Genomic DNA, 24,762 nt, shown 5'->3' with positions numbered 1-24,762 from the left:
ATGCACCGTCATCACCGCATGGTCGCCGTGAGCGCCGTCGGCGCGGCGTTCGCGCTCGGCCTCACTGCCTGCGCCCCGGGCTCGGGCTCCACTCCGCCCGCCGAGGAGTCGCCCGCGGGCGAGGTCTCGACCGACGTCGACGAGCTCGGCGACGTCACCCTCAGCGTCTGGGACCAGGAGGTCCGCGGCGGCCAGAACGAGCAGATCGAGCAGCTGAACGCCGCGTTCATGGAGGAGCACCCGAACATCACCATCGAGCGCAACTCGCAGGCGTTCGATGACCTCGCGACGACGCTGCGTCTCGCGATCACCGACGACGACGCCCCCGACGTGGTGCAGGCCAACAACGGCCGCAACACCATGGGCGCGTTCGTCGAGGCGGGCCAGCTGCGCCCGCTCGACGACTACGCCGACGCGTACGGCTGGTTCGACCGGTACTCGCCGTCGATCCTGCAGTACTCGACGTACAGCGAGGACGCGACGGAGTTCGGCGAGGGCAACCTGTACGGCCTGCCGCAGGTCGGCGAGGTCGTCGGCGTCTTCTACTCGAAGAGCAAGCTCGAGGGCCTCGGCCTCGACGTGCCGAAGGACTGGGCCGCTTTCGAGGAGGCGCTGCAGGCGGCGAAGGACGCCGGCGAGACGCCGATGCTGCTCGGCAACATCGAGAAGTGGCCGGCGCTGCACGTCTTCGGACCGTTGCAGGGGTCACTCGTCGATGCGGAGGAGATCACCGACCTCGGCCTCGGCAATCCCGGTGCGAGCTGGACCACGCCGGAGAACGAGGAGGCCGCAGCCCACATGCAGGGCTGGGTCGAGGACGGCTACTTCAACGACGGCGTCAACGGCACCGACTACGACGCCGCCTGGCAGTCGCTCGCGGCGGGAGACGGCGTCTTCCTCATCGGCGGATCGTGGCTCGCCGCCGACCTCGAAGACGCCATGGGCGACGACGTCGGCTTCTTCGTGCCAGCCAAGGAGGACGGCACGAAGGCCACCACGGGCGGCACCGGGCTGCCCTTCGCGATCACCTCGGCTTCCGAGAATCCCGACGCCGCCGCCGCGTACATCGACTTCCTCACGAGCGACGACGCGATGGACGTGCTGGCGGAGACCGGCAACCTGCCGGTGAACGACACCGCGGAGCACGCGCCGGACTCCGGCGTGCAGGCCGACGTGTTCGCCACCTTCGGCGAGGTCACCGAGTCCGGCGCGGTGCTCCCGTACCTCGACTACGCGACGCCGACCTTCGCCGACACCCTCGGGCAGGCCCTGCAGGACCTGATCGACGGCCGCGTGACCCCGGCGGAGTTCACCGAGACGCTCGAAGCCGACTACAGCGACTTCACCGCCGGCGGATGACCGACACCGTCGCGATCGTCACCGGGCGGAGGGCCAGGCGTCCCCCCGCCCGCGTGACGCGGCGGCGCTGGCTGCCGTACGCCTACCTCGCTCCCGCCCTGCTCCTGTACGGCCTGTTCCTGCTCGTCCCCCTCGGGCGCGCTGCGCAGTTCTCGCTGTACGAGTGGGATGGCCTGGGTGCGTCGACCTTCGTCGGTCTCGACAACTACGCGGCCGTCTTCCAGAGCGCGCAGCTGCGGGAGGCCTTCGCGCACGCGCTGGTCCTCATCGTGTTCTTCGCCGTCCTGCCGCTCGCGCTCGGCCTCGTGCTGGCGGCGCTCCTCACCCGTGCACGCGTGCGCGGCCTGGGGTTCTTCCGGACGATCGTCTTCCTGCCGCAGGTCATCGCGATGGTGGTGATCGCGGTGACCTGGCGGCAGATCTACGCGCCGGAGGGTCCGCTCAACACCGCGCTCCGCGCGATCGGCCTCGACTCGCTCGCCCGCGCGTGGCTCGGCGACTACGACTGGGCGCTGCCCGCGGTCGGACTCATCGGCACCTGGGTGTCGACCGGCCTCGTCACGGTGCTGCTCATGGCGGGCATGGCGCGGATCCCCCGCGAGCAGTACGAGGCGGCCCGGCTGGATGGCGCGGGCGCGGTCCGCGAGTTCCTCGCGATCACGCTCCCCTCGGTCCGCGGCGAGATCACGGTCGCGCTGACCCTCACGATCGTCGCGGCGCTGAAGACGTTCGACCTCGTCTACGTGACCACGAGCGGCGGCCCCGGGACCTCGACCACCGTGCCGAGCTACGAGGTGTACCGCCTGGCCTTCACCATCGGCGAGGTCGGCGCCGCGGCCGCGGTCGGCATCGTCCTCACCGTCATCGTGTTCCTCATCAACGCCGTCGTGAACGTGATCGGAGAGCGCCGATGACAGTGTCCCGCTTCGAGACGGCCGCGAACTACGTCATCCTCATCGGCTTCGCGCTGGTGATCCTCGCCCCGATCGGCGTGATCGTGACGCTGGCGCTCGGCCCCGAGCGCTTCTCCTCCGGCGGCGGCCTCCACTTCGAGAACTTCGCGCGCGCATGGGAGGTGGGCCGCTTCGGGCAGTACATGGCGACGTCGGTCTCGGTCGCCGCCATCGTCGTGGTGGTGGCGGTGACGGCATCTATTCTCGCGGGCTACGCGCTGGGGGCGATGACCTTCCGCGGCGCGACCGCGTTCTTCTACCTCTTCCTGCTCGGCATCATGGTGCCGACGGAGGCGTTCATCGTGCCGATGTTCTTCGACATGCGCTCGCTCGGCCTCACGAACACGATCTGGGGTGTCGCGCTGCCGCAGATCGCGATGTCCATCGCGTTCGGCACGTTCTGGATGCGCACCTACTTCCGCGGCGCGAGCCGCGAGCTCATCGAGGCGGCGCGCCTGGACGGCGCCGGCTCGTGGCGCATCCTGTGGCAGATCCTCGTCCCGATCGGGCGCCCGGCCATCCTCACCCTCGTGCTGCTGACCTTCATGTGGACGTGGAACGAGTTCCTCATCCCGCTCGTCATGTCGCCCAACGGCACCGTGCGCACCGCACCGCTCGGGCTGGCGTTCTTCCAGGGGCAGTACACGCAGGGCACCGCGCTCCTCGCGGCGGGAGCCATCCTCGTCGCCCTGCCCGTGGTGGTGCTCTACGTCATCCTCCAGCGGCACTTCATCAAGGGCATGATCGAGGGCGCGGTCAAGTAGCGCGCCACACCCCGCTCGTGCCGCGGCGATGGCTGCCGACGAGGTGCGTGTCGACGATGCCGACCGCCTCCATGAGCGCGAACATCGTCGTCGGGCCGACGAAGCGGAATCCGCGCGCCTTCAGCGCCTTCGACAGCGCGAGCGACTCCGGCGACGTGGTCGGGATCTCGGCGTGCGTCGTCGGGACGGGGGTCTCGGATGGCCGGTGCCGCCAGACGAGGTCGGCCAGCCCGCCCTCCTCCCGCAGGGCGACCGTGGCCCGCGCGTTGCCGATGGTGGCGAGGATCTTCGCCCGGTTGCGGATGATGCGCGCGTCGCCGAGCAGCCGCTCCGCGTCGTCGTCCCCGAAGGCGGCGACCGCGTCGGGATCGAACCCGGCGAAGGCCTCGCGGAAGGCCGCGCGCTTCCGCAGCACGGTCGCCCACGACAGCCCGGATTGGAACGCCTCGAGGCTCAGCCGCTCGAAGAGCCCGGTCTCGTCCCGGATCGGCATCCCCCATTCGGTGTCGTAGTAGGCGCGCATCAGCTCGTCGGCTGCCGCCCAGCGCGGCCGGGCGAGGCCATCCGCCCCGACGATGAGATCGGGGACGGGCTCGGACTCCGCCATCAGCGCTCGGTCGCCTCGTCTGCCGCGTCGACGGCCTGCGCGGTCGGCGCGACGACGGGCGCCGGGCTCGCCGTGACCGGCACCGGGGCGGCGCCGTGCGCGGGCGCGTCCTCGGCGTCGACGAGCGCGGCGGCCTCCTCGTCGAGGTCCACGGCGGCGTGCTCGAACTGCGACTGGTACAGCCGCCAGTACGCGCCCTGCCGTCGGATGAGCTCATCGTGCGTGCCCTGCTCGACGATGTCGCCGTGCTCCATGACGAGGATGAGGTCGGCGTCGCGGATGGTGGAGAGCCGGTGCGCGATGACGAACGACGTGCGCCCCTCCCGCAGCGCGGCCATCGCCTGCTGCAGCAGCAGCTCGGTGCGGGTGTCGACCGAGCTCGTCGCCTCGTCGAGGATCAGCACGCTCGGCCGCCGCACGAACGCGCGCGCGATCGTGACGAGCTGCCGCTCCCCCGCCGACAGATTGGCCGCATCCTCGTCGAGGACCGTGTCATAGCCGTCCGGCAGCGAGTGCACGAAGCGGTCGACGTACGTGGCGCGGGCGGCCGTGGCGATCTCCTCGTCGCTCGCCGACGCGCGGCCGTACCGGATGTTCTCGCGAATGGTGCCGGCGAAGAGCCAGGGATCTTGGAGCACCATGCCGGTGCGGGAGCGGACGTCGGCGCGCGTGAGCTTCGAGATGTCCTGCCCGTCGAGGAGGATTGCCCCGCCGTCGAGCTCGTAGAAGCGCATCACGAGGTTGACGAGGGTGGTCTTGCCGGCCCCCGTCGGGCCCACGATGGCGACGGTCTGCCCCGGCTCCACGCGGAACGACAGGTCGCGGATGAGCGGCTTGTCCGGCGAGTACGAGAACGAGACGTTGCGGAACTCGATGACGCCACGGCCATCCGGAACCGCCGGCGCCTGCTCGTCGTCGGGCTCCTGCTCGTCCTCGTCCAGCAGCGCGAACACGCGCTCGGCCGAGGCCGTGCCGGACTGCACGACCGGCAGCATGCCGCCGAGCTCCGTGAGCGGCTGGGTGAACTGCTGCGAGTACTGCACGAACGCCTGCACGTCGCCGATGCGCAGCTGGCCGCTCGCGACCATGAGGCCGCCGAGCACCGCGATGCCGACGTAGGTGAGCGAGCCGATGAACTGCATGCTCGGCATCATCACGCCGGAGAGGAACTGCGCCTTGAAGGCGGCCTGGTAGAGCTCCTCGTTCTCCTCCTGGAACGCCGCGCTCATCGACTGCTCGCGACCGAAGACCTTCACGAGGGCGTGGCCGGAGAACGACTCCTCGACGCGCGCGTTGAGGCGGCCGACCTTCGTCCACTGCGTCTGGAACGCCTTCTGCGAGCGCGGACCGATGACGAGCATGACGAACGCGATGAGCGGCAGCGCCACCAGCGCGACCAGTGCGAGCTGCCACGAGATCGAGAACATCATGACGAGGACGCCGACGACGGTGAGGAGCGAGGTGATCGCCCCCGACAGCGCCTGCTGCAGCGTCTGCGTCATGTTGTCGATGTCGTTGGTCACGCGCGAGATGAGCTCGCCGCGCTGCACGCGATCGAAGTAGGCCAGGGGCAGGCGGTTGATCTTCCGCTCGACGTCCTCGCGGAGGGTGAACATGGTGCGGACCATGATCACGTTGATGACGTAGCCCTGCACCCACTGCAGCAGCGACGAGAGGACGTAGATCACCAGCGCCCATGCGATCACCACGCGGAGGGCGTCGAAGTCGATGCCGGCGCCGAGCTGGAAGTGCTCCATCGCGCCGACGAGGTTCGCGAGCTCGTCCTCCCCCGCCGCCCGCAGCGCCGTGACGACCTCGGCCTGCGAGGCGCCGGCGGGGAACTGCCCGGTCAGCGTCGACGAGATGACGCCCTCGAACACGATGTTCGTCGCCTCGCCGAGCACCTTCGGCGCGATGACGGCGAGCACGACGCCGATCGCGCCCAGCAGCGACACGAAGGCGAACACCCATGCATAGGGGCGGAGCAGCCCGATGAAGCGCGCGAAGCTCTTGCCGAACTCCGCGGGCTTGCCCGGCGCCACGGCGTCCCAGTCGCCCGAGCTCCGGCGCGCCTGCTCGGCGAGCTCGAGCTCCGCCTGCTCATCGGCGGTCAGCTGCGTCTTCTCGCTCACGCTTCCACTCCCAGCTGCGACTCGACGATCTCGCGGTAGGTCTCGTTCTCGGAGACGAGCTCCTCATGGGTGCCTGCCCCCACCATCCGTCCGCCGTCGAGCACGATGATGCGGTCGGCGTCGGTGATCGTCGAGACGCGCTGCGCGACGACGATCTTCGTCACGTGCGGCAGCTCGCGCCACAGCGCCTGCCGCAGCCGCGCATCGGTCGTCAGATCGAGCGCGGAGAACGAGTCGTCGAAGACGAGGATGTCGGGGGCGTGGACGATGGCCCGTGCGATGGACAGCCGCTGCCGCTGGCCGCCCGACACGTTCGTGCCGCCCTGCGCGATCCGCGACTCCAGGCCATCCGGCATCTCCTCGACGAAGTCCTTCGCCTGCGCGATCTCGAGCGCACGCCAGAGCTCCTCGTCTGTGGCGTCCTCGCGGCCGAAGCGCAGGTTGCTCGCCACCGTTCCGTTGAAGAGGAACGGCCGCTGCGGCACCAGGCCGATGGTCTTCCAGAGGCGCTCGAGGTCGGCCGAGCGCACGTCGACGCCGCCCACCTCGACGCTGCCGGCGGTGACGTCGAACAGCCGCGGGATGAGCGAGACGAGCGTGGTCTTGCCCGATCCCGTCGAGCCGATGACGGCGAGCGTCTTGCCCGGCTCCGCCCGGAAGCTCACGCCCTCGAGCACGGGCGCTTCGGCGCCGGGGTACGTGAAGGCGACGTCCTGCAGTCGCACGGCGCCGCGCCGCGGGAACTCCGTCAGCGGGCTCGCGGGGCGCACGAGGGTGGACTCGCTCGCCAGCACCTCGCCGACGCGGTCGGCGGACACCGCGGCCCGCGGGATCATGATCGTCATGAAGCTCGCCATCATGACGCCCCCGAGGATCTGACCGACGTACTGCATGAAGGCGAAGAGCGTGCCGATCTGCGTCTCGCCGGCGTCGACCTGGATGCCGCCGAACCACACCACCGCGACGATCGTGACGTTGAGCACGAGCATCACGAGCGGGAACATGAGCACGAACAGCGATCCGACCTTGCGCCCGACCACCATGATGTCGGTGTTGGCCCCGCGGAACCGCTCCTCCTCGATGTCCTCGCGCACGAAGGCGCGCACCACGCGGACACCCGTCAGCTGCTCGCGCATGACGCGGTTCACGCCGTCGAGCTTCTGCTGGTAGGCGCGGAACAGCGGCACCATCCGGCCGATGATGAGGCCGGCGATGAGGAGCAGCGCGGGGATCGAGACCGCGAGGATCCAGCTGAGTCCGACGTCCTGCCGCAGCGCCATGATGATGCCGCCGATCGCCAGCATGGGCGCCTGGACGAGCATCGTCGCGCTCATCATCGACACCATCTGGATCTGCTGCACGTCGTTGGTGTTGCGGGTGATGAGCGAGCCCGCGCCGAACTGCGAGACCTCGCGCTCGCTGAAGCCGCTGACCTTGCCGAAGACGTCGCGGCGGATGTCGCGCCCCGCGCTCATGGCCGCGCGCGCGGCGCAGAACGTCGCGACGATCGACGCGAGGATCTGGCCCAGCGACACCGCCAGCATGAACAGGCCGGTGCGGACGATGTAGCCGGTGTCGCCGCGCGCGACGCCGTTGTCGATGATGTCGGCGTTGAGCGTGGGCAGGTACAGGGCGGCGAGCGCCGAGGCCAGCTGGAAGACGAGGACGCCGACGAGCAGCCAGCGGTACTGCCGCAGATAGCGGATGAGGAGCTTCAGGAGCACCTCGACAGGATCCCACCGACCGGGGACATTCTCATCCCCCTCAGGTGGGAGATCCGTCTCAGACGGTCTCGTCGACGATCGCCTCGCGGCGCCCCTCGTCGCGCGCACGGGCGATCAGCTCCGCCATGCGGCGCCGCGAGCGCCGGCGGCCCCACGTCGCGGACACCACGAGCAGGACGATGCCGGCCAGGACGATCAGCTGCGGCCAGGGGATGGCCCACATGCGCGTCTCCGCGGTGATCGAGTCGAGGGCGGTCCCCTCTCCCTCTCCGGTGACCGCGGGCGCCACCTCCACACCGACGGGCACGGAGACGAGGGGCCAGACGTCCTCCGCCGCGACGGCGAAGGACCGGCGGTCGCCGGGCATCAGCTCCTGATCGGCCTCGTCCGCGGCCGGGAACGCGATCTCGCCGCCCTGCACGTCGACCGCGCCGGTGACGAGCAGCCGCGTGTTCCCCGTGTTGACGACCTCGAAGCGCACCGTCGCGTCGCCGGGCGAGATCGGATTCCAGGACATCCGGTAGTCCGAGGAGACGTTCTGCACCTCTGCGGCCGGCGCGATCTCGCCGGTCACGCGCGTCATCACACGGAAGCCCACCCGCGACTCCACGCCGACCGTGGCGCCGTCCTCGCTCACCTGCTCGGACAGGACTGAGGCGGCGATCCCCGCCGCGTGGTCCCCCGGCGTGGCGTTGTCGGGCACGGCCGTCGTGAACGGCACGATGACCGTCTCCTGTGCCGGGACGCTCACCTCGTCCACGACGTCGATCCAGGTTCCGGCATCCACGGACTCCTCGTCGGACGAGCGCATGCTGAACCGGCCGTTCTCCCGGAAGTAGCCGTCGGCGGTGGAGAGGCGGAACGTCACGTCCTGCTCGCTCAGGTTGTGGACGGCGAGATGCTCGGTCGCGCTCTCCCCCGGGTCGAGCTCCTGCTCCACCCAGGCCCGGCCATCCTCGCCGCTCTCGTCGGCGGGCCGGACGGACCAGGTGATGGTGCCCGCCTCGTCGCCCTCCGCGCCGAGGGCAGGCGACGCCGCCGCCAGGGGGAGCAGCAGGGCGACCGCGGCGGCGGTCACGATGCGCAGCGCGGCGAATCGCGAGCGGAAGGGCAGGTCCATGGACGTCTCTCCGGGGGCTCAGGCGGGGGTGTGCGCCGGATCCGGCGCACACCCCAGCATGACGCAGGGCGGGCGCTGCACGCGCCCGCCCGTGCGCTCACTCGAACAGCGACAGGGTGAGCGTCGACGAGTACGAACCGGGCGCGGTGTCGACGGGCACCTGCAGCACGAGGCCGGCGTTCGCCTGCCAGGAGCCGATGGCCTCCTCGCTGGTGACCGCCATCGCGAGCAGCTCGCGGCCCTCGAGGCCGACGTTGTTGGGCGCCTCGGTCTCGTCCAGCGCCGGTGCGACATTGTCGCCCTCGGCCACCGCGCCCGAACCGTCGTCGTTGAGGAGCGCAGGCACCCAGCCGAGGTTCTCGGCGCCGATCGGCGCCTGTCCGGCGTCGCCGGTGAACGCGGAGGCGGTGCCTTCCACCCACCAGTACGCGCCGTCGGGGATCTCCTCCGCCGTGCGGGTGTCGGTGACCGTGACGGTGGGCAGCGTGCCCGTGAACTGCCGCACCGTGGCGGTCGAGCCGTCCTCGGCGAGCGCGGACGACGTGCCGGCCACGCTCATCGCCAGCACGCCGGGGTTCGCGTCCTCGATCGTGACCGAGACGTCGACGTCGTTGCCGTCGCCGACCTGCTCCTCGGCGAAGGCCGCGCCGGCAACGCCCGCCAGCAGGACGCCGCCGACCGCAGCCACGGACATCCGCTTCGTGATAGCTCGCTTCATCATGAGAGATCTCTCCTCGTTCCTGCCCCGGGCGACGATCGCCCGACGGCACCGCGCGACTTCCGCGTCGCGCGGGGCGCCGCTCCGGCTCGGGTGCCGGCGCGGCGAGGACGTCGGCGGCGCCGCGTCCTCACTTCCCTCAGCCGCAGCTCACCCCCTTGAAAGCCACCGCCTCGCTCGACGACGCCTGCTGGCCATCCGTCGCGGACACCTGCACCTCGCCGGCCGGCAGCTGGGCGATGCGCGCCGAGAACGCGCTCGCCGCCGTCTTGCCCGGCGCGATGCTGGCGATCGACTTGTCGCCGTAGGGGGTCGCGATCGTCGCCGCCACCGGGCCGTCGCTGTCGTTGCGGACCGAGACGGTCAGGACCGCCTTGCCGGCGACGCACCGCGAGCCGACCGTGGTGGTGACATCGGGCCCTGCCGACGGAACCGGCTGCGGAGCGACGCTCGTGAGCGTCGGCTTCACGGGCTGGAAGAGTCCGTCCTCGCCGATCTCGAGCTTGTCGATGGTCGTCTCGCGGTGGGTGCCGTCGCCGCCCGGGATTGCGAAGCGGTGGTACGCGATGTACCAGTCGTCGGTTCCGGGGACGTTGATGATCGAGCTGTGCCCCGTCGCCTTGATGCCCAGCGACAGGTCCTTCTGGAGGATCACGCCGCGGGAGGTCCACGGCCCGTCGAGGCTCGTCGCCGTGGCGTAGCCGACGCGGTAGTTCTCCGAGCCGGTGTCGTCGATCGAGTAGGTCAGGTGGTACAGCCCGTCACGGTAGTTGAGGAAGATGCCCTCGCGGAAGTCGGTGAGCCCGGAGATCCGCCGGTACGTCCCCGCCTTGATCGAGGTCATGTCGTCGTTCAGCTCCGCGATCACGGGACCGTTCGACGGACCGCCGTTGCCCCACGTGAGGTAGTGCTTCCCGCTGATCGGGTCGCGGAACGCCGCCGGGTCGATCGCCTGCCCGGAGGTGACCGCCTCGTTGTTGAGGATCATCGCCTGCGGCTGTGCCGTGAAGGGCCCCGTGGGGCTGTCGGCTACCGCGACGCCGATCGTCTTGCGGTTGAGGGCGGTGTTGTGGCCCGAGAAGTAGAAGTAGTACTTCCCGTCGCGCTCGATGATCGTCGGCGCCCACGCGTTGCCGCTCGCCCACGGGACATCGCCGTTCGCGCCGTCCAGCGTGAGGATGGGCTCCTCGGAGCGGGTCCAGTCGACGAGGTCCTTCGACGACCAGACGTAGAAGTCCTTGCCGCCCCAGCCCGCCGTGCCATCCGTCGTGGCGTAGAGGTAGTACGTGTCGCCGAACACCGCGATGTTCGGGTCCGCGTTCAGCCCCGGCAGCACCGGGCTGTTCATGACCTGCGCCGTGAAGGTCCACGTCGTCGTCTGCCCACCCGACGTGATGGCGTACGAGACGGGCTTCGAGAGGTCGACCGTCGTTCCCGAGGCGGGCGACGCGGTCGCCCCCGCCGCGGTGCCGAAGGTCGGCGCGAGCTTCGTCAGGTCTGTGCCCTTCACGACCGGCAGCACGACCGTGTGCGCTGCCGAGTCGACGATGGGCGCCGTCTTGAGCGCGGACGGGTCCTTCAGCGACACCGCGCCGATCGCGCCCGGCGCCCCCGCGATCTCGAGCACCTCGGTCGAGCTCAGCGCCCGGTCGTAGATCGCGAACTCGCGGAAGCTGCCCTTGAAGCGGCCGTCCTGCTCGTAGAGCGAGCGGCCGAGGTAGTTCGCCCAGGTCTCGCCCCCGGAGATGTCGCCCGGGTCGACCGTGACGCCTTCCTTCGTCGCCACGAGCACGCCGTCGAGGTAGAGACGCGCGGTGTCGCCCTGCAGCGTGTAGGTGAGGTGCGCCCAGCGGCCCCGCGGCAGAGCGGCGCCCTGGCTCACGGTCTGCTCCGACGAGTAGGTGCCGGTGGTGATGCTCGTGCGGTACGCGCTGTTGCCGGTGGTGAAGAGGTAGCCGCGCCCGGCCCCGGCGGCATCGGTGTTGCCGAGGCCCCAGATGAAGTAGTTGCCGGACTGTGCGGGGTCGACCCAGACATCGGCGTCGACGGTAATGTCCTCGAGGCCGGCCAGCACGTCGTCCGGCAGGTCGACGTAGTCGTCCGTGCCGTCGAACCGCAGCGCGCCGTCCGCCCAGGTCGCGCCGTTCACGGTCGCGTCCCGTCCGTTGCCGGAGACGTCCTTCAGGGTCGCGCCCGCGCCATCCGAGAAGTCGTAGCGCAGCACCTCGCCGTCCTCGTTGGACGAGATCGGCTCCTTCCCGGCGTACAGACCGGCGAGCTCGGCGGCGGTCACGGGGATCACCGTGCCGTGCCGAGGGCTCGCGGGCAGGTCGTACTCGGGCGCGACGGACCAGTCGCCCTTCGCGATGTCGTCGGTGCGCAGCGGGATGTACCCGCGCCCGCCGTACTCGTCGACGAAGAGGTAGTGCGTACCGCCGCCGTTCACGTCGCCCGGGTTCGCCTGGAAGATCGAGGGCCCCTCGACCGCGCGCGTTCCCGCGTCACGGCCGATGCAGGAGTCGATCAGCTCCCACTCGTCCAGCGGCGCGCGCAGCTCGGTCGACGACTCCTGGATGATGTCGGAGCAGCCGGTGGTGCCGGCCCCCTCGTCCTTCGTGAAGCGGTAGTAGACGCCGTCGTGGCGGGTCACGGTCGAGTCGATGCGAGACTTCCCGTCCTGCCAGATCTGCGGCTCGCTGAACGTCACGAAGTCGCGCGTGGTGGCGTACATCATGCGGTTGTAGGTGCTGCCGCTGTGCGCGGGGTCCGTCTCGGCGTAGAGCTTCGACGCCCAGAACACCACGTACGCACCGAGCGACTCGTCGTAGTACGCCTCGGGTGCCCAGGTGTTGCCTGCGGTGTCGGGCGACACCCGGACGTGCCGCTGCGCGGACCAGTTCACGAGATCGTGGGACTCCCACACCTCGAGGTACTTGCTGCCCTGCCGCTGCGAGGCGTCCCAGGACGTGCCGGACCCGATCGAGAGGTCGGTGGCGATGAGGTAGAAGGTGTCGCCCTCGGGAGAGCGGATGATGAAGGGGTCGCGGAGGCCCTGCTCGCCGTACTGGGAGCTGAGCACCGGCAGGCCGCTGTTGAGTTCGTTCCAGTCGAGGGCGTTGTTGCCCTCGCTCGCGGCGAAGTGGATGCTCTCGCCCGCCACGGAGTCGCCGGTGAAATAGGCGAACGCGTAGCCCTCGTACTCGGCCTGCTCGCGCGCCGCGCGCACGGTGACGGTGACGTCGCGCGTGAGCCCGCCCACCGCGGCCGTCAGCACGACCTCGCGATCCACGGCGCCGCGCCTGACGACGCCCGGGGCGACCTCGCCGGCGGCGCTCGCCGACACCACGTCCTCGGCGGAGGAGGACCAGGCGATCACGTTGCCATGGACCGCCCCCTTCGTCGGCAGCGTGATGTTGCCGCGGATGTCCGAGGCGTTCGGGATGGCGATGGCATCGAGATCCGCGCGGAGGTCTGCTTCGCCCGTGGCCGGGACCGTGGCGGTGAAGGTTCGCGACGCGGACGCCGCGCCCTTCGTCGCCGTGGCGGTCAGGGTGACCTCCGCCGCGCCCGACGACGGACGCGTCACCGTGCCGGAGGTCGAGATCACGGCGGCGTCGCTCGTGGCCCAGGTGATCGTGGATCCGTTCGGCGCCGCGGTGGGCAGGGCCAGGTCGGCCGTGACGTTCGAGAGGTCGCCGAGCGAGAGCGCATCGACGTCGCGCTGGGCCCGGGTCTCGTCGCCGGGCGCGAGTGCCGCCACATCCGCTGCGGAGAGCGCGGTGTCGTAGATGCGGAAGTCGCGGAGGCTGCCCGCGAGGTACCGGTCGGAGGAGTAGTTCGAGCGGCCGAGGTAGTTCGCCGTGGTCGTGCCGCCGCCGATCTGAGCGGGCGTGACGGTGACGCCCGTCTTCACCGCGACCTGGACGCCGTCGAGGTAGAGACGGGCGGTGTCGGACGCGTCGTCGAGCGTGTACGTGATCGTCTTCCACACGCCGCGCGCGAGGTTCGCACCGCTCGTCGTGTTCTGCTCCCCCGACCAGTTGCCCGTCGTGATGGCGGTGCGGTAGGCGTTGCCCGTGGAGAAGAGGTACCCGGTCCCGGAGCTGGAGCTCGCGGGGTTGCCGAGCCCGTAGATGAAGTAGGGGGTGCCCTGCTCGGCGCGCACCAGCACGTCGGTGCTGACCGTGATCGAGTTCAAGCCCTTCAGGATGTCGTCGGGCAGCTTCACGTGATCATCCGCGCCGTCGAGGCGGATGCCCTCGCTGCCGGCGAGGGTCGCGCCGCCGACGATCGCGGCATCGCGGCCGTGCCCGGAGCTGTCCGCGGCGACGGAGCCGCCGGTCTCATCGAGCGCATAGTGCGCGACGAGGTGCTCGTTTGTCGAGGTTGCATGCGCGGGCGCGAGCCCGGCCGCGACGATGCCGAGCGTCGTCGCGGTGGCGACGAGGGCGCGGCGGGCGAGGCGCGCTGCGCGGGGTGAGGCGACCATCCGCTCTCCTTCGAGGGGTCGTGGCAACGCAATTGTTACCGGTATCAGACTGTAGCGGGACGGGAGGGCCGCGGCAAGAGCGGCCATCCGGGAGGAGATGCGCGCTCGGCAGGGTGGATCCGGCCGGAAGTGTCCTCCTGAGTGCGCATCTCCTCCGGAGTGCGCACGCGGAGGGGCCGGAGCATGTGCCCCGGCCCCTCCCCTGGATCAGCGGCAGCTCGCCGCGGCGAACGCGACCTCCTGCTCGGATGCTCCGCCCGCCTCATCCGTCAGGCGCACCTTCACATCGCCCGCCGGGATGGCCGCGGCCCTCGTCGTGAAGGCCATCGACGAGGCCTTCCCGGCCGCGAGCTTCGCGACGCTCTTCGTGCCGTACGGCGACGTCACGGTCGCGGAGACCGCGGCGTCGCCCTCGTTCGCGAGCGTGACGGTCTGCACGACTCGTCCTGCCACGCAGCGGAAGTCAACGGTCGTCGCGACATCGAGAGCGGCCGCCGTCACCGTGACGGTCGCCGTGACGGAGCGGTGGGCCGGCGCGACCTCCTCGTCGCCCTCCTGGTCGAGGACGGGCATCCCGTCGGCCGCCCAGTGGACGCGACGCACGAACGTGTCGCGGCCGGTGAGGCCGCCGTTGTCCGTGCGCGCGTGGAAGACGTAGAGGAGGTTGTCGTCCTCGTCGTGCGACCACATGCCGTGCCCGGTGCCCAGCTGCCAGGCGCCGTTGAACTCGCCGGACTTCTGGATGGGGTAGTTCAGCTTCGTCCACGCCGCCGGGTCGGTCAGGTCGACGCCCTCGCCGGCCGTCGCCGTGGCGAGTCCGGTCGTGTAGGTGTCGCCCACGGTCGAGCCCGAGTAGATGAGGAAGAGCTTCCCGTCGTGCGCGTGCACGTTGGGCCCTTCCGCGATCGTGTTGTCCCAGGCGTACTCCGGGGCGAGGATGCGCACCGGCTCCGACGTGAGCCGCGTGGGGTCGGCGGGGTCCATCTCCGCGATGAAGATGGAGCCCAGCATCTGCCAGGCGTAGTACGACTGACCGGAGTCCTCGAAGTACGTCATGTCGAGCGAGATCTGCTGGATCGGGTTGAGGGTCGAGCCGTCGGCGCGCAGCACGGGCTCCGCCTTGCTCCAGCTCGCCGCGACCGCCGGGTCGAGGTCGTTCCCCTGCGCGTCCTTCTGCAGCTGGATGATCGACGCACGCCCCGTCCACATGTCCGGCCGCCCGTTCGCGCCGTTGTAGCAGGGCATGAACAGGATGGAGAGGGTTCCGTCGATGACGTGGAACTCGGGCGCCCAGAAGCATCCGGTCATGACCTTGCCGGCGGCGTCGACATCTCCCGCACGCAGGAGGTCGACCTCGGTGTTGCGGCCCGCGTCGATCGCCTCGTCGGAGAGGTCCTCGATGCGGTCGGCGATCCGGAACGGCATGTGCGGGCCGTTCGCGGGGTCGATCGGATTCATGTTGAGGTCCTCGGTGGCGATCATGAGGAACTTCTGCGCGCCGTTGAGGTCGTACCGGAACACCGACGGGTCCGCCCGCTCGTCCGCGAACGGCGTCGGGTACGTCGGCTGCGCGATCGTGCCGGCGACCTCGTAGGTGCCGGGCGTCGCGGTGTCGACGCCGGCGATCGCGTCGGCGTCCCAGTCGATCGCCCGCGTCGCGGTCGAGCCGTCGCTGTACGAGAGCTCCGCGCGCTGCGGCAGCGAGCCGGGTGCGAGCTCGTCACCCGCTCCGATCTCCGTGTCCGGCAGCGCGGAGACGCCGGTGTTGACCGTGCGTCCGAAGCGCACCTGCAGCGCGTCCGCCACGTTCCGGGAGACGGCGATGGCGTTGCCCGTGGCGTAGTCCTCGACCTCCGCCGAGCTCTCGCCCGCGGTCGCGGTCACGACGCCTCGCTCGACAGGTCCGCGCGTGGTCGCATCTGCGAGATCGCCGAACGTCGTGTACATCGCGACGCCGGCGTCGGACGTCCAGGTCACGACGTAGCGCTGCGCGGCGGAGTCCCACACCGCGGCGGGCTCGCGCACGCCGCTGGTCACGCCGAGGTCGACGAGCCCGACCTCCTCGTAGGAGAGCAGATCGTCGCTGCGGGCGAACAGGATCTTCCCGGTCTGCGTGCCGTCGGCTCCGCCGCCGCGCGCGGTGCGCGTCGCGACGACGCCGAAGCCGCCGTCCTCCAGGTGGAACAGGTGGGGATCGCGGAGGCTCCGCAGGATGCTCTCGGTCGTGCCGCTTGGCGCGGGGGTCTGCGCCGTCTTCGCGAAGAAGATGCCGTAGTTCTCGTTGAGCGGCGTCCAGGCGTCGCCCTGCCCGAGGGCGAGGTGCATGCTGAGCGCCACGTCGGCGTTGTTGGCCTCCGCAGCGGTCGTGGGCTCGCGGTCGTAGGCGAGGAGCGGAGCGGACCCGTCGGCGGGAAGCACGCGAACGGCGAAGGTGCGCGTGACCGAGGCGCCGGTGGCGGCGTCGGTCGCCTTGACGACGATCTCGCCGTCGACGGGCTCCGCCGCGGTCGACACGATGGTGTCGCCGACCTCCAGCCCGTCGGTCGCCGAGACCACGTCGACGTCCAGGCCGTCGGGCGCGGCGGGCAGCGCGGCGCCCGATGCGACGACCGAGGGGATGACGAAGCGCTGCGCCAGACGCTGCGCGCGATCCTGCGTCGTCTCGTCGGACGGGAGCACGGTCACTGTGATCGAGGCGCTGGCGCTGATTCCGCGGATGGCCGCGGTCGCGGTGAGCGTCGCCTCGGCGGAGGGCTCCCACTGAAGCGGCGCGTTCACCGCGCCGTCCGGTGCGACGAGGTCGGGGGCGCTGGAGGTCCAGACGACCTTCCCGCCGGCGGTCGGCAGGTCGATGTCGCCGCTCGTCTCGATGTCGGACAGGGCGAGGCCGTCGAGAACGCGCTGCGCCTGCGCGCGGAGCTCGTCCTCGTGGACGGCGCCGTCGGTGGCGGAGACCTCCGCGATCTCGCCCGCGCTCAGCGCGCGGTCGTACACGCGGAACGACGAGATCGCGCCCTGGAACAGCGGGTCCGGCCAGGGGCCGCGGCCGATCGCGTTGACGGACTGGTCCACGACCCCCGCGGAGGTGCCGCCGAGGGAGCCCTCCGCTGCCAGCGCACCATCGATGTAGAGCCGGCCCGTGCCATCCGCCCCGACCGTCGAGGCGACGTTCACCCACTGGTTCGCGGTCACCCCGCAGGAGCCGGACTGCACCAGCCGCTCGGTGCCGCCTGTCTTGAGACCCACCAGGGGCGAGCGACCGGAGCCGCAGTTCAACGAGGCGAAGAGGTACTCAGTCGCGGAGGACTCGTTGCCGATGTTCCACAGGAAGTGGAACGTGCTGAGCATGGCCGTCGAGGCCTTCACCTCGGCGACGACGGTCCCGGAGGTCTCCCCCGCGAGGAGATCGTCCGGCAGCTCCACCCAGTTGCCCGTCGAGGTCTTGGCGCCGCCGCGCAGGGTCAGCGCATCGCCCGTCCAGTCGGCGTCCTGCGCGTTCCGCACGGTCGCGGCGCCGAGTGAGGCGTCGGGTGCGGTGTTGGGGACCTGGGCCCCGGTCGTCCGGTCGAACAGGTACTGGGCGACGAGTCCCTCGGTGGGGGCGTCCGCGTGCGCTGCGGTCGCCCCCGCTCCGAGGATCATCGCCCCGACGGCGATCGCCGTCGCGGCTCTGCGGCGGAATCTCTGCTTCATCGCACTCTCCTTGGTCAGCCGCAGGTCGCGGCGGGGTACTGCTCGTTCACATCGGAGCTGCGGCCGTCCGCCGACCGCACGGTCGCCGTGGCCGTGCCGCCGTCGACGGCGGTCGACCGCGTCGCGAAGGTCTGGGCGGCGGACGCTCCCGGCGCCAGCGACGCGATCGTCTTGGAGCCGTACGGGGTCGTCACGACGACCTGGACCGCACCGTCGGACACGTTCGTCGCCCTGGTGACGACCTGCAGCTTGCCGGCCACGCAGCGGGTGCTCGCCGTCAGGGCGACGGGGGCCTCGGCGGCGCGGACGATGCGCACCGTGTACTCGAGCGACGTCCGATGATCCTGCGCGACCGCCCGCACCGGGATCTCGGTGTCGCCGTCGGCGAGCGCGATGACGCGCGGCTGCCCGTCGTCGATGAGCACGTCGCCGACGTACACGAGGCCGCTCGGCGTGGCGGGGGCGATCCGCATGGTGGCCGTCTGCGCATCCGCCGGCACCGTCACCGTGTACTCGCGGACCTCGGGATCGAGCGACGGCGACAGGGTCCCGTCGTCGAACGACAGCGCGGACAGCGCCGCATCCGTCGCGTAGCGATCCGACGAGGAGGTGTACACGCCGTACACCCCGCCGACGAAGCTCGTGCCGTTGCCCTGGAAGCGCACCGTCACCACCGGGATGCGCTCCCCGTCCTCGTCGAGCACGTACTGCCCGTTCTGGTCGCGCTTGTAGCCATCCCTCGCCGCGATGCCGTCCAGCACCGCCCGCGGGATCTCGTCGTACTGGATGTACCAGCTCGTCGCACCCTGCGCATTCGTCACGGTCTCGTGCTTCAGCAGCACGTCGTCGACGTAGACGTCGAAGGTGCGCCCGCTGTCGCCGCCGTAGTACCGCACGCCCAGGTAGTTCTCGGCGAGATCCGGATCGACGATCATGTCGTACTGGAAGTACGCGTCGGTCGCCCGTTGCGCGTCGCGATACGCCTCGCCCCGGTACACGCCCACGCCGGACTTGTTGAACGCGTAGTTCTTGTCGGCCTCGGAGTTGTTGTCGTCGAACGAGGTCAGCGCGTCGATGGTGGTCTCGGCGACCCGCAGCTGCTCCTTCTGCTCGAGGATGAGCGCCTGCGCCTCCGCGGAGTCGGGCTGGACGAGCGTGACGTACGTCGCGTACCGCGCGCCGTAGAGGCTGTAGTACGGCTCGAACGTCCACTCCGCGGCGGCGGCGTCGACGCCCCGCAGCTCGAACCGCACGGTGTCGATCCCGTTCGCGTTGGCGCCGTCTTCGATGCGCACGAGGTTGTCGCCGATGTCGGCCTTCCAGGCGTCGGCGTCGTCGACGACGACGTTCCCCGTCAGCGAGGTGTCCGCCGTCCCCATCTGCACGAGCACACCGGCGGTGTACGACGCCTCGACGTTCGCGCGGCTGAGCTCGGCGGCCAGCAGCACCGGCCCGTAGGTGAAGGCCACCCAGTTCGGGTTCTCGGTGTCGTCGGAGACGCGCACCTCGGCGGGCAGGGTGTACGCGATCTCGTCGCCCGCGGCGACCTCCAACGACACGTAGCCGTCGACGGCGAGCGCGGAGACATCGAGGTCCTGCCCGTTCACGCTGAGCGTCGGGGTGCCCGCGACCCAGCTCGGCACCCGCAGCCGGAGCACGGTCCCGGCCGCGACAGCGCCCCCGTCGAGGGCGGCCACGGTGAATCGCGCGGTGTCCTCCCGTGGGATGTCGGCGGTCTGCGTCAGGCGCAGGTTCCGCGCCGCGTCCCTGAGCTCGGACGACCGGAACTGGTTCACGTAGACCGACTCGTCGTCCCGGAAGTAGAACGCCGTGCCGAGCTTGGTGAAGCTCTCGACGCCGGTCCCGTGGTCGCACCAGAACTGGTCGAACTTCGTTCCGAAGACCTTGGCGTAGCCCGCCGTCTGGGGCTGGAAGTACGTGACCATCCCGGTCTCGGGGTTCTGGGACGCGAGGATGGTGTTGATGAACGTGGACTCGTAGAAGTCCGCGTACTTCACGTCCTTCGTCACGGCGAACAGCGCCTCGCTGAGCTTGAGCATGTTGTACTCGTTGCAGCCCTCGGAGGTGGAGTTCTCGCCGTAGCCGGTGGTGATCCCGTTGTTGGCGTGCGCATACAGCTCGTCGGCACCGTGGAAGTGCTCGGACTGGCTGTTGCCGCCGTTGGCGTACGTGTGGTCGTCGACGACGATCTGCCAGAAGCGCTCGGCCGCCGTCCGGTACATGTCGAGGCTCGCACGTTCGGCGTCCGTCAGCTTCGCGTAGAGGTCGGGGTTCTCCGTGAAGACCGTGTAGCGCTTGAGCGCCCCGACGAGCTTCGGGATGGTGGTGTTCGCGTGCTTGCCGTTCAGCACGTCCTGCCCGGCCGCGAGCTGCTGGAACAGCGACACCTCGTCGAAGTACTCGGCGGCGCGCTTGTGCGCGGGATCCTTCGTGATCTCGTACAGCTCGTACAGCGCCTCGTTCATCCCGCCGTACTCTGTGCGCAGGATGACGGAGGGGTCGGGGAGCGACGCGGCGTAGTTCCGCACCCACGTGCCAAAGCGCGATGCGACCTCGAGCGCCTCGGCGGAGGTCTCGGACGGCCCGTATCGGTGGGCGTCGAGGAGCCCGGCGAGCACCTTGTGCAGGTTGTAGAACGGCACGAGCAGGCCGTCGCCGCCGCTCGGCAGGACGTTCGTCGCGAATGGCGCGACGTAGCCGGCGCTGGCGGGGTGGGCCGCGGCGTAGGCGTCCTGGCTGCGCTTCAGCCCGTCGACCGCCTCGGTCAGCTCCTGCAGCAGACGCTCGCGCGTGGCGCCATCCGTCACCGTCGCCGACGACTGCGCGAGCGCGGAGATGTAGTGGCCGAAGAAGTGCCCCTGGAAGCGGGTGCCGCTCGCGCGCTCCCAGCCGCCGTACCCGTAGTCCGTCGTGGGCGTGAGGCCCGAGGTCGTGTAGAACGAGTGGAGGAACTTCTCGGAGTCGAGCTCGAGGAGGTAGTCGACGGTCTTCTCGTTCGCGTTCTGCAGGTACGGATCGGCCACCGTCACGTTCTCGAGGCCCGCCTCGAGGAGGTGCATCGCAGCCTCCGCGTTCAGGGGCTCGACGGCGAGGGCGAAGTCGCGCGTGACGGGTGCACTCGAGCCGTAGGCGCCGGTCGCCGTCAGGGTCACCTGCGACGTCCCCCGCTCGGGCGCGCTGACGCGGGCGTGGCCCGCCTCGATCGCGACGATCTCCGGATCGGAGGACGTCCACGTGATCGCGGTGCCCGACCGGCCCTCCGCGGGCAGGTCGAAGTCGGTCGAGACCTTCTCGGGGAGCGTGATGCGCTCCAGGTCGGCCTGGGCCACGGCGCTCGCATCGAAGTCCGCGTCGTGCACGCGGGTGAGCGCCACGACATCGTCGACCGACGCCACCGCGTCGTAGAGCGCGTAGTCGTCGAGGAGGCCCTTCAGGTGCGAGCCGTTGTACCGCGGCCCGTTGAACCCGAGCGTCTTGACGGTCGTCGTCTCCGACTCGAGCACGCCCGAGGCCGTCGGACCGACGGCGTACTTCACTGTCGCGGGCTGGCGCTCTCCGTTGCGGTAGAACGCGACGCCCTTGGTCTCGTGGTCGTACGTGGCGACGACGTGCGTCCACTCCCCGGTCGGGAAGAACTCGGCGCGCGGCACGTCGACGGCGACCTTGTAGGGCTGCCCGGAGGACGGCCCGATCGAGAGCGCGAGCGGGGTGCCTGCGCTCTCCGAGGTGAGATACCACCCGTCGGAGTTGTAGGCGTCCTTGCTCCAGGCGAACACCTGCTCGCCCGTCATCGCTGTCGTCGGGTTGTACCAGAACGACACGGTGAGATCCTGCGGCTGGAGATGCGCTCCGGTGCCGAGGCGGATGGCGCTGGCGCCGTCGAACTCGAAGGCCTGGCCGCCGTCGAGACCGGCGGCAAAGCGCGGGGCGCCCTTCTGCATCGCGATGGCGGCGGCCTGCTCGCTGGTGTCGGCGAGGGATCCGTCGAAGCGGAGGTCGAGGACCTTCGCGTCCTCGAACGAGGCCTCGGAGGCGGTGGCGGGAGCGAGCCCGGAGGCCAGCATCGCGACGGCGGCGACCGCCGCGATGCTCGCGCCCCTCACCCGACGTGTCGTCGTGCGCATGGCGTTTCGTCCGTTTCCCGGGTCAGCGGCAGGCGGTCGCGGGGTAGGCGGCGCCGATGGTGGCGCCGTCGGCGGTCGCGGTGACGGTTCCGGCGGGGATGCTGTCCTTGCGGGTGCTGAAGGCGGCAGAGGAGCTCGCCCCCGGCTTCAGCCCGGGAATCGTCTTCGCGCCGTACGCCGTCGTCAGCGTCACGTCGATCGGGTCGTCGCCGACGTTCTTCGCGGTGACCGCGATGGTCGCCTTCCCGGCGAGGCACCGCGCGGAGGCCACGACCTCGAGCGGTGCGGTCACTGTGACGGTGGCCTGGACCGGTGCACGCGATGCGTCCTGTGCGACGCCGGAGACGGTGAACGTGCCGGCCTTCGCATACGACGCGGCGTCGATCTCGTTCCAGGCGACGGCGACGTCCTGCTGCGTGCCGTCGGCCATGGTGAGGTGAGCGCCCGGCAGCACCGGCGCGGTGCCGGCGGTCGTGTCGACGGCGATCGCGTCGGCCTTCGCCACGGCGATGTCCGGCGCGAACGAGCGCAGCACCGCCTCGTACTCGTCGCGGGTCACCGGGAGCACGGTGCCGTGCCGCGGCTTGCCGCCGTCCGCGTTCTGCGGCAGGTTCGCGCGCAGCGCGGCCCCGACCGGCTCCCAGGCGTCACCATCCGCGATGTCGTCGGTCGCGAACGGGATGTAGTAGTTCGGCCCGGCGTGGTACGAGGGCTGATCGATGAAGAGGTACCACTCGTGCTCGTTCACGTCCCCTTCGTTGGCGGGGAAGATGCTCGGCCCCTCGCCCTGCGTGAAGGTGCCGCCCGGCTCGCCGTTGGGCAGGCCCGTCGCCACCTTGTCCTTGACGAGGGTCCACTCGTCGGCGGGGCCGGTCGCATCGGGAAGCGCGCCGGTCACCGTCGCGAGCAGGTCGGTCGACTTCTCCTGACGGATGGTCATGGAGGCCTCGTCCTTCAGGAAGCGGTAGAAGGTGTCGCCGACGCGCGCGATGCTCGCATCGATCGTCCCCCGGCCGGTGCCGCGCTTGACGTCGACCCACGGCTTCGCCTCCGAGAACGTCACGAAGTCGTCGGTGGTGGCGTACATCATGCGGTTGTATGTGACCGCCGTGCGCTTCGCGGGGTCGGTCGTGTCGTAGAGGTTGGAGGCCCAGTAGACGACGTAGGTGTCGAGCTCCTCATCCCAGTACGCCTCGGGCGCCCAGGTGTTGCCCGCGTTGTCGCCGGACACCTTCACGTGGCGCTGCTCGGACCAGTGCACGAGGTCGTTCGACTCCCACACCTCCATGTGGAGCGAGCCCGTGCGCTGCGCCGTGTCGAAGCCGCCCGCGAGGCCCGCGACCTTCAGGTCGGTGGCGAGCATGTAGAAGCGGTCGCCTTCCGCCGAGCGGATGATGAACGGATCGCGGAGCCCCTGCGTGCCCTGCGTGGAGGTGAAGATCGGCTGCCCCTCGTTGAGGGTGTTCCAGCTGAGGGCGTCGTTGCCGCGGGAGGCCGCGAGGCTCACGCGCTCGGCGCCGTCGCCCTCGCCCGTGAAGAACGCCCAGACGTACGCCTCCTCCTCCTCCGCGTCGCCCGCCGGGAGCGGCTGCAGCTTCAGCGTGAAGGCGCGCGTGCGGACGGCGTCGCCCACCCGGGCGGTGGCGGTCGCGATGACCTCCGCGCTCGGCTGTCCGGCCGCCGGCCGCTCCACGACCACCGTCTCGGTGTCCGCCGCAGATCCCTCGCGCAGGGTCGCGCGAGCGGAGTCCGACAGCGCCCACGAGATCGACGCGCCGTTCGCACCCCGCGTGGGCACCGAGAGGTTCGTGCGGACGTCGTCGAGGTTCGCCAGCTGGATCGCGTCGAGGTCGGCGTCGGCCTTCTGCGCGTCGGTGAGGTCCTCCGGCACCGTCAGCGCGTACCGCTCGGTGCGCGAGGCGCCGCCGGCGGTGAAGACGGCGGTCAGCGTCACGCTCGCGTCTCCCGAGCCGGGCTCCGGACGCGTGACCGACGCAGCGCCTCCCGCGCCGACCGTGACGGCCGGGCTGTCGGAGCTCCAGGCGATGGCGGCGCCGTATGCCGTGGTCGGCAGCGCGAAGTCCTGCTCCGCCGTGCTCGGGAGCTCGACCGAGGCCACCGCGCGGTCGAGGGCGCCGTCGCTGTAGAGGCCCGCTGCCTGACTCGCGTCGAGCGCCGCGTCGTAGATCGCGACATCGTCGTAGTCGCCGGCGAAGAACGCGTCCGAGTACGTCGAGCGGCCGAGATAGGCCACCAGGCTGCTGCCGAAGCTGGAGACGTTGCGCGCGATGGTGTTCTCCGACACCTTCGCGCCGTTGACGTAGACGGTCAGCTTGCCGTTGGTGCCGTCGATGACCGTCGTGTAGAGCGCCATCCCCGCCGGTGTGCGCACGCCGGATGTCGGCGTTCCCGTCGCGCCGGCGCCGACCTCAGTGCCCCAGGGGGCGGAGGGGTTCGCGGTGTTCGTGATCACGGACTTCACATAGCCGCTGAGGTTCGACGGGTTCAGCAGCCAGTAGGCGCTCGAATAGGACGCCCCGGAGGCGACGGGTGCCCCGACGAAGGCCGCGGACACGTTGCCCGCCCCCGAGCGCGTCTGCACCCACGCCGACACCGTGAGGTCCTTCTTGCCGGCGAGGGCGGCCGACGGCAGCTGGACGTACGCCGCCGCGCTCGAGGCCGATCCGCCGGGAAGGGAGAGGACGCCATCCGAGAAGGAGGCGCCCGACTGCCGCAGCGTGGCGTCGTGGCCGTGCCCGCTGACATCCGCGATCGTCACGCCGTCTGCGGGCGCGGCGTCGAAGGAGTAGTGGAGCAGGGGCTCCACGTCGGCGGCCGAAGCCGGCGCGCTGGCGGCGGCGAGGCCGATGGTGAGGGCCGCGGCGATGCCGACGGCGGTGGGGCGGAGCAGTGTTCGCACGGGTGCGTGCCTCTCGTCTTCGAGGTGGGAACGACGTCGTCGTCGACGTCGCGGTCGTTCGGATGGCGCGCCGATCGGGCGCGCCCGGGAGCGGGTGGCGCCGGCGCCTCAGACCCGTTCGGTCGATGAGGCGCCGGC

General features: G+C 70.7%; 12 protein-coding genes. 3 read left to right on the top strand and 9 right to left on the bottom strand.

Going from position 1 to position 24,762, the window contains the following annotated elements:
• From D7D94_RS12130 to D7D94_RS12120, 3 genes are read left to right on the top strand one after another with little or no spacing between them, the layout of a single operon-like run.
• Positions 1–1,359: an ABC transporter substrate-binding protein gene (locus D7D94_RS12130; RefSeq protein WP_216648662.1), complete on the top strand. Its 1,359-nt coding sequence runs from the start codon at positions 1–3 to the stop codon at positions 1,357–1,359.
• A complete protein-coding gene (locus D7D94_RS12125; RefSeq protein ID WP_156242869.1) occupies positions 1,356–2,273 on the top strand; it encodes a carbohydrate ABC transporter permease in 918 nt (305 codons plus the stop codon). The genes D7D94_RS12130 and D7D94_RS12125 overlap by 4 nt, the downstream gene beginning before the upstream one ends.
• Positions 2,270–3,076 carry a carbohydrate ABC transporter permease gene (locus D7D94_RS12120; protein ID WP_156242868.1) on the top strand — a complete coding sequence of 269 codons (807 nt, stop codon included), beginning with the start codon at positions 2,270–2,272 and terminating at the stop codon, positions 3,074–3,076. Before D7D94_RS12125 ends, D7D94_RS12120 begins: the two co-directional genes overlap by 4 nt.
• Here D7D94_RS12120 and D7D94_RS12115 read toward each other — a convergent pair.
• From D7D94_RS12115 to D7D94_RS12075, 9 genes are all read right to left on the bottom strand, one after another.
• A complete protein-coding gene (locus tag D7D94_RS12115; protein ID WP_156242867.1) occupies positions 3,069–3,683 on the bottom strand; it encodes a DNA-3-methyladenine glycosylase I in 615 nt (204 codons plus the stop codon). The two genes, D7D94_RS12120 and D7D94_RS12115, sit on opposite strands and share 8 nt — an antisense overlap.
• A complete protein-coding gene (locus tag D7D94_RS12110; protein WP_156242866.1) occupies positions 3,683–5,815 on the bottom strand; it encodes an ABC transporter ATP-binding protein in 2,133 nt (710 codons plus the stop codon). Before D7D94_RS12110 ends, D7D94_RS12115 begins: the two co-directional genes overlap by 1 nt.
• Entirely contained in the window at positions 5,812–7,539 is a 1,728-nt protein-coding gene (locus tag D7D94_RS12105) for an ABC transporter ATP-binding protein (protein ID WP_156242865.1), read from the bottom strand. The genes D7D94_RS12110 and D7D94_RS12105 overlap by 4 nt, the downstream gene beginning before the upstream one ends.
• A 58-nt stretch (positions 7,540–7,597) precedes the next feature.
• A complete protein-coding gene (locus D7D94_RS12100) occupies positions 7,598–8,659 on the bottom strand; it encodes a WxL protein peptidoglycan domain-containing protein (protein ID WP_156242864.1) in 1,062 nt (353 codons plus the stop codon).
• A gap of 97 nt (positions 8,660–8,756) precedes the next feature.
• A complete protein-coding gene (locus D7D94_RS12095) occupies positions 8,757–9,380 on the bottom strand; it encodes a hypothetical protein (protein WP_216648661.1) in 624 nt (207 codons plus the stop codon).
• Positions 9,381–9,516: 136 nt separating this feature from the next.
• A complete protein-coding gene (locus D7D94_RS12090) occupies positions 9,517–13,866 on the bottom strand; it encodes a family 43 glycosylhydrolase (protein ID WP_156242863.1) in 4,350 nt (1,449 codons plus the stop codon).
• A gap of 207 nt (positions 13,867–14,073) precedes the next feature.
• A complete protein-coding gene (locus D7D94_RS12085; RefSeq protein WP_156242862.1) occupies positions 14,074–17,559 on the bottom strand; it encodes a family 43 glycosylhydrolase in 3,486 nt (1,161 codons plus the stop codon).
• Between the two features lie 14 nt (positions 17,560–17,573).
• A complete protein-coding gene (locus tag D7D94_RS12080) occupies positions 17,574–21,704 on the bottom strand; it encodes a beta-L-arabinofuranosidase domain-containing protein (RefSeq protein ID WP_156242861.1) in 4,131 nt (1,376 codons plus the stop codon).
• Between the two features lie 22 nt (positions 21,705–21,726).
• Positions 21,727–24,624 carry an immunoglobulin-like domain-containing protein gene (locus D7D94_RS12075; RefSeq protein ID WP_156242860.1) on the bottom strand — a complete coding sequence of 966 codons (2,898 nt, stop codon included), beginning with the start codon at positions 24,622–24,624 and terminating at the stop codon, positions 21,727–21,729.
• Between the last annotated feature and the right edge of the window lie 138 nt (positions 24,625–24,762).

The sequence above is a fragment of the Microbacterium oryzae genome (assembly GCF_009735645.1).
Classification (GTDB): domain Bacteria; phylum Actinomycetota; class Actinomycetes; order Actinomycetales; family Microbacteriaceae; genus Microbacterium; species Microbacterium oryzae.
Note: the sequence above shows the minus strand (reverse complement) of the source record. Positions and strands in the feature narration are given on the sequence as shown.

Excerpts from the sequence above, each read along its gene's own strand:
- D7D94_RS12130 (WP_216648662.1), top strand. The coding sequence starts at position 1 with ATGCACCGTCATCACCGCATGGTCGCCGTGAGCGCCGTCGGCGCGGCG.
- D7D94_RS12125 (WP_156242869.1), top strand. The coding sequence starts at position 1,356 with ATGACCGACACCGTCGCGATCGTCACCGGGCGGAGGGCCAGGCGTCCC.
- D7D94_RS12120 (WP_156242868.1), top strand. The coding sequence starts at position 2,270 with ATGACAGTGTCCCGCTTCGAGACGGCCGCGAACTACGTCATCCTCATC.
- D7D94_RS12115 (WP_156242867.1), bottom strand. The coding sequence starts at position 3,683 with ATGGCGGAGTCCGAGCCCGTCCCCGATCTCATCGTCGGGGCGGATGGC.
- D7D94_RS12100 (WP_156242864.1), bottom strand. The coding sequence starts at position 8,659 with ATGGACCTGCCCTTCCGCTCGCGATTCGCCGCGCTGCGCATCGTGACC.
- D7D94_RS12095 (WP_216648661.1), bottom strand. The coding sequence starts at position 9,380 with ATGATGAAGCGAGCTATCACGAAGCGGATGTCCGTGGCTGCGGTCGGC.
- D7D94_RS12090 (WP_156242863.1), bottom strand. The coding sequence starts at position 13,866 with ATGGTCGCCTCACCCCGCGCAGCGCGCCTCGCCCGCCGCGCCCTCGTC.
- D7D94_RS12085 (WP_156242862.1), bottom strand. The coding sequence starts at position 17,559 with ATGAAGCAGAGATTCCGCCGCAGAGCCGCGACGGCGATCGCCGTCGGG.
- D7D94_RS12080 (WP_156242861.1), bottom strand. The coding sequence starts at position 21,704 with ATGCGCACGACGACACGTCGGGTGAGGGGCGCGAGCATCGCGGCGGTC.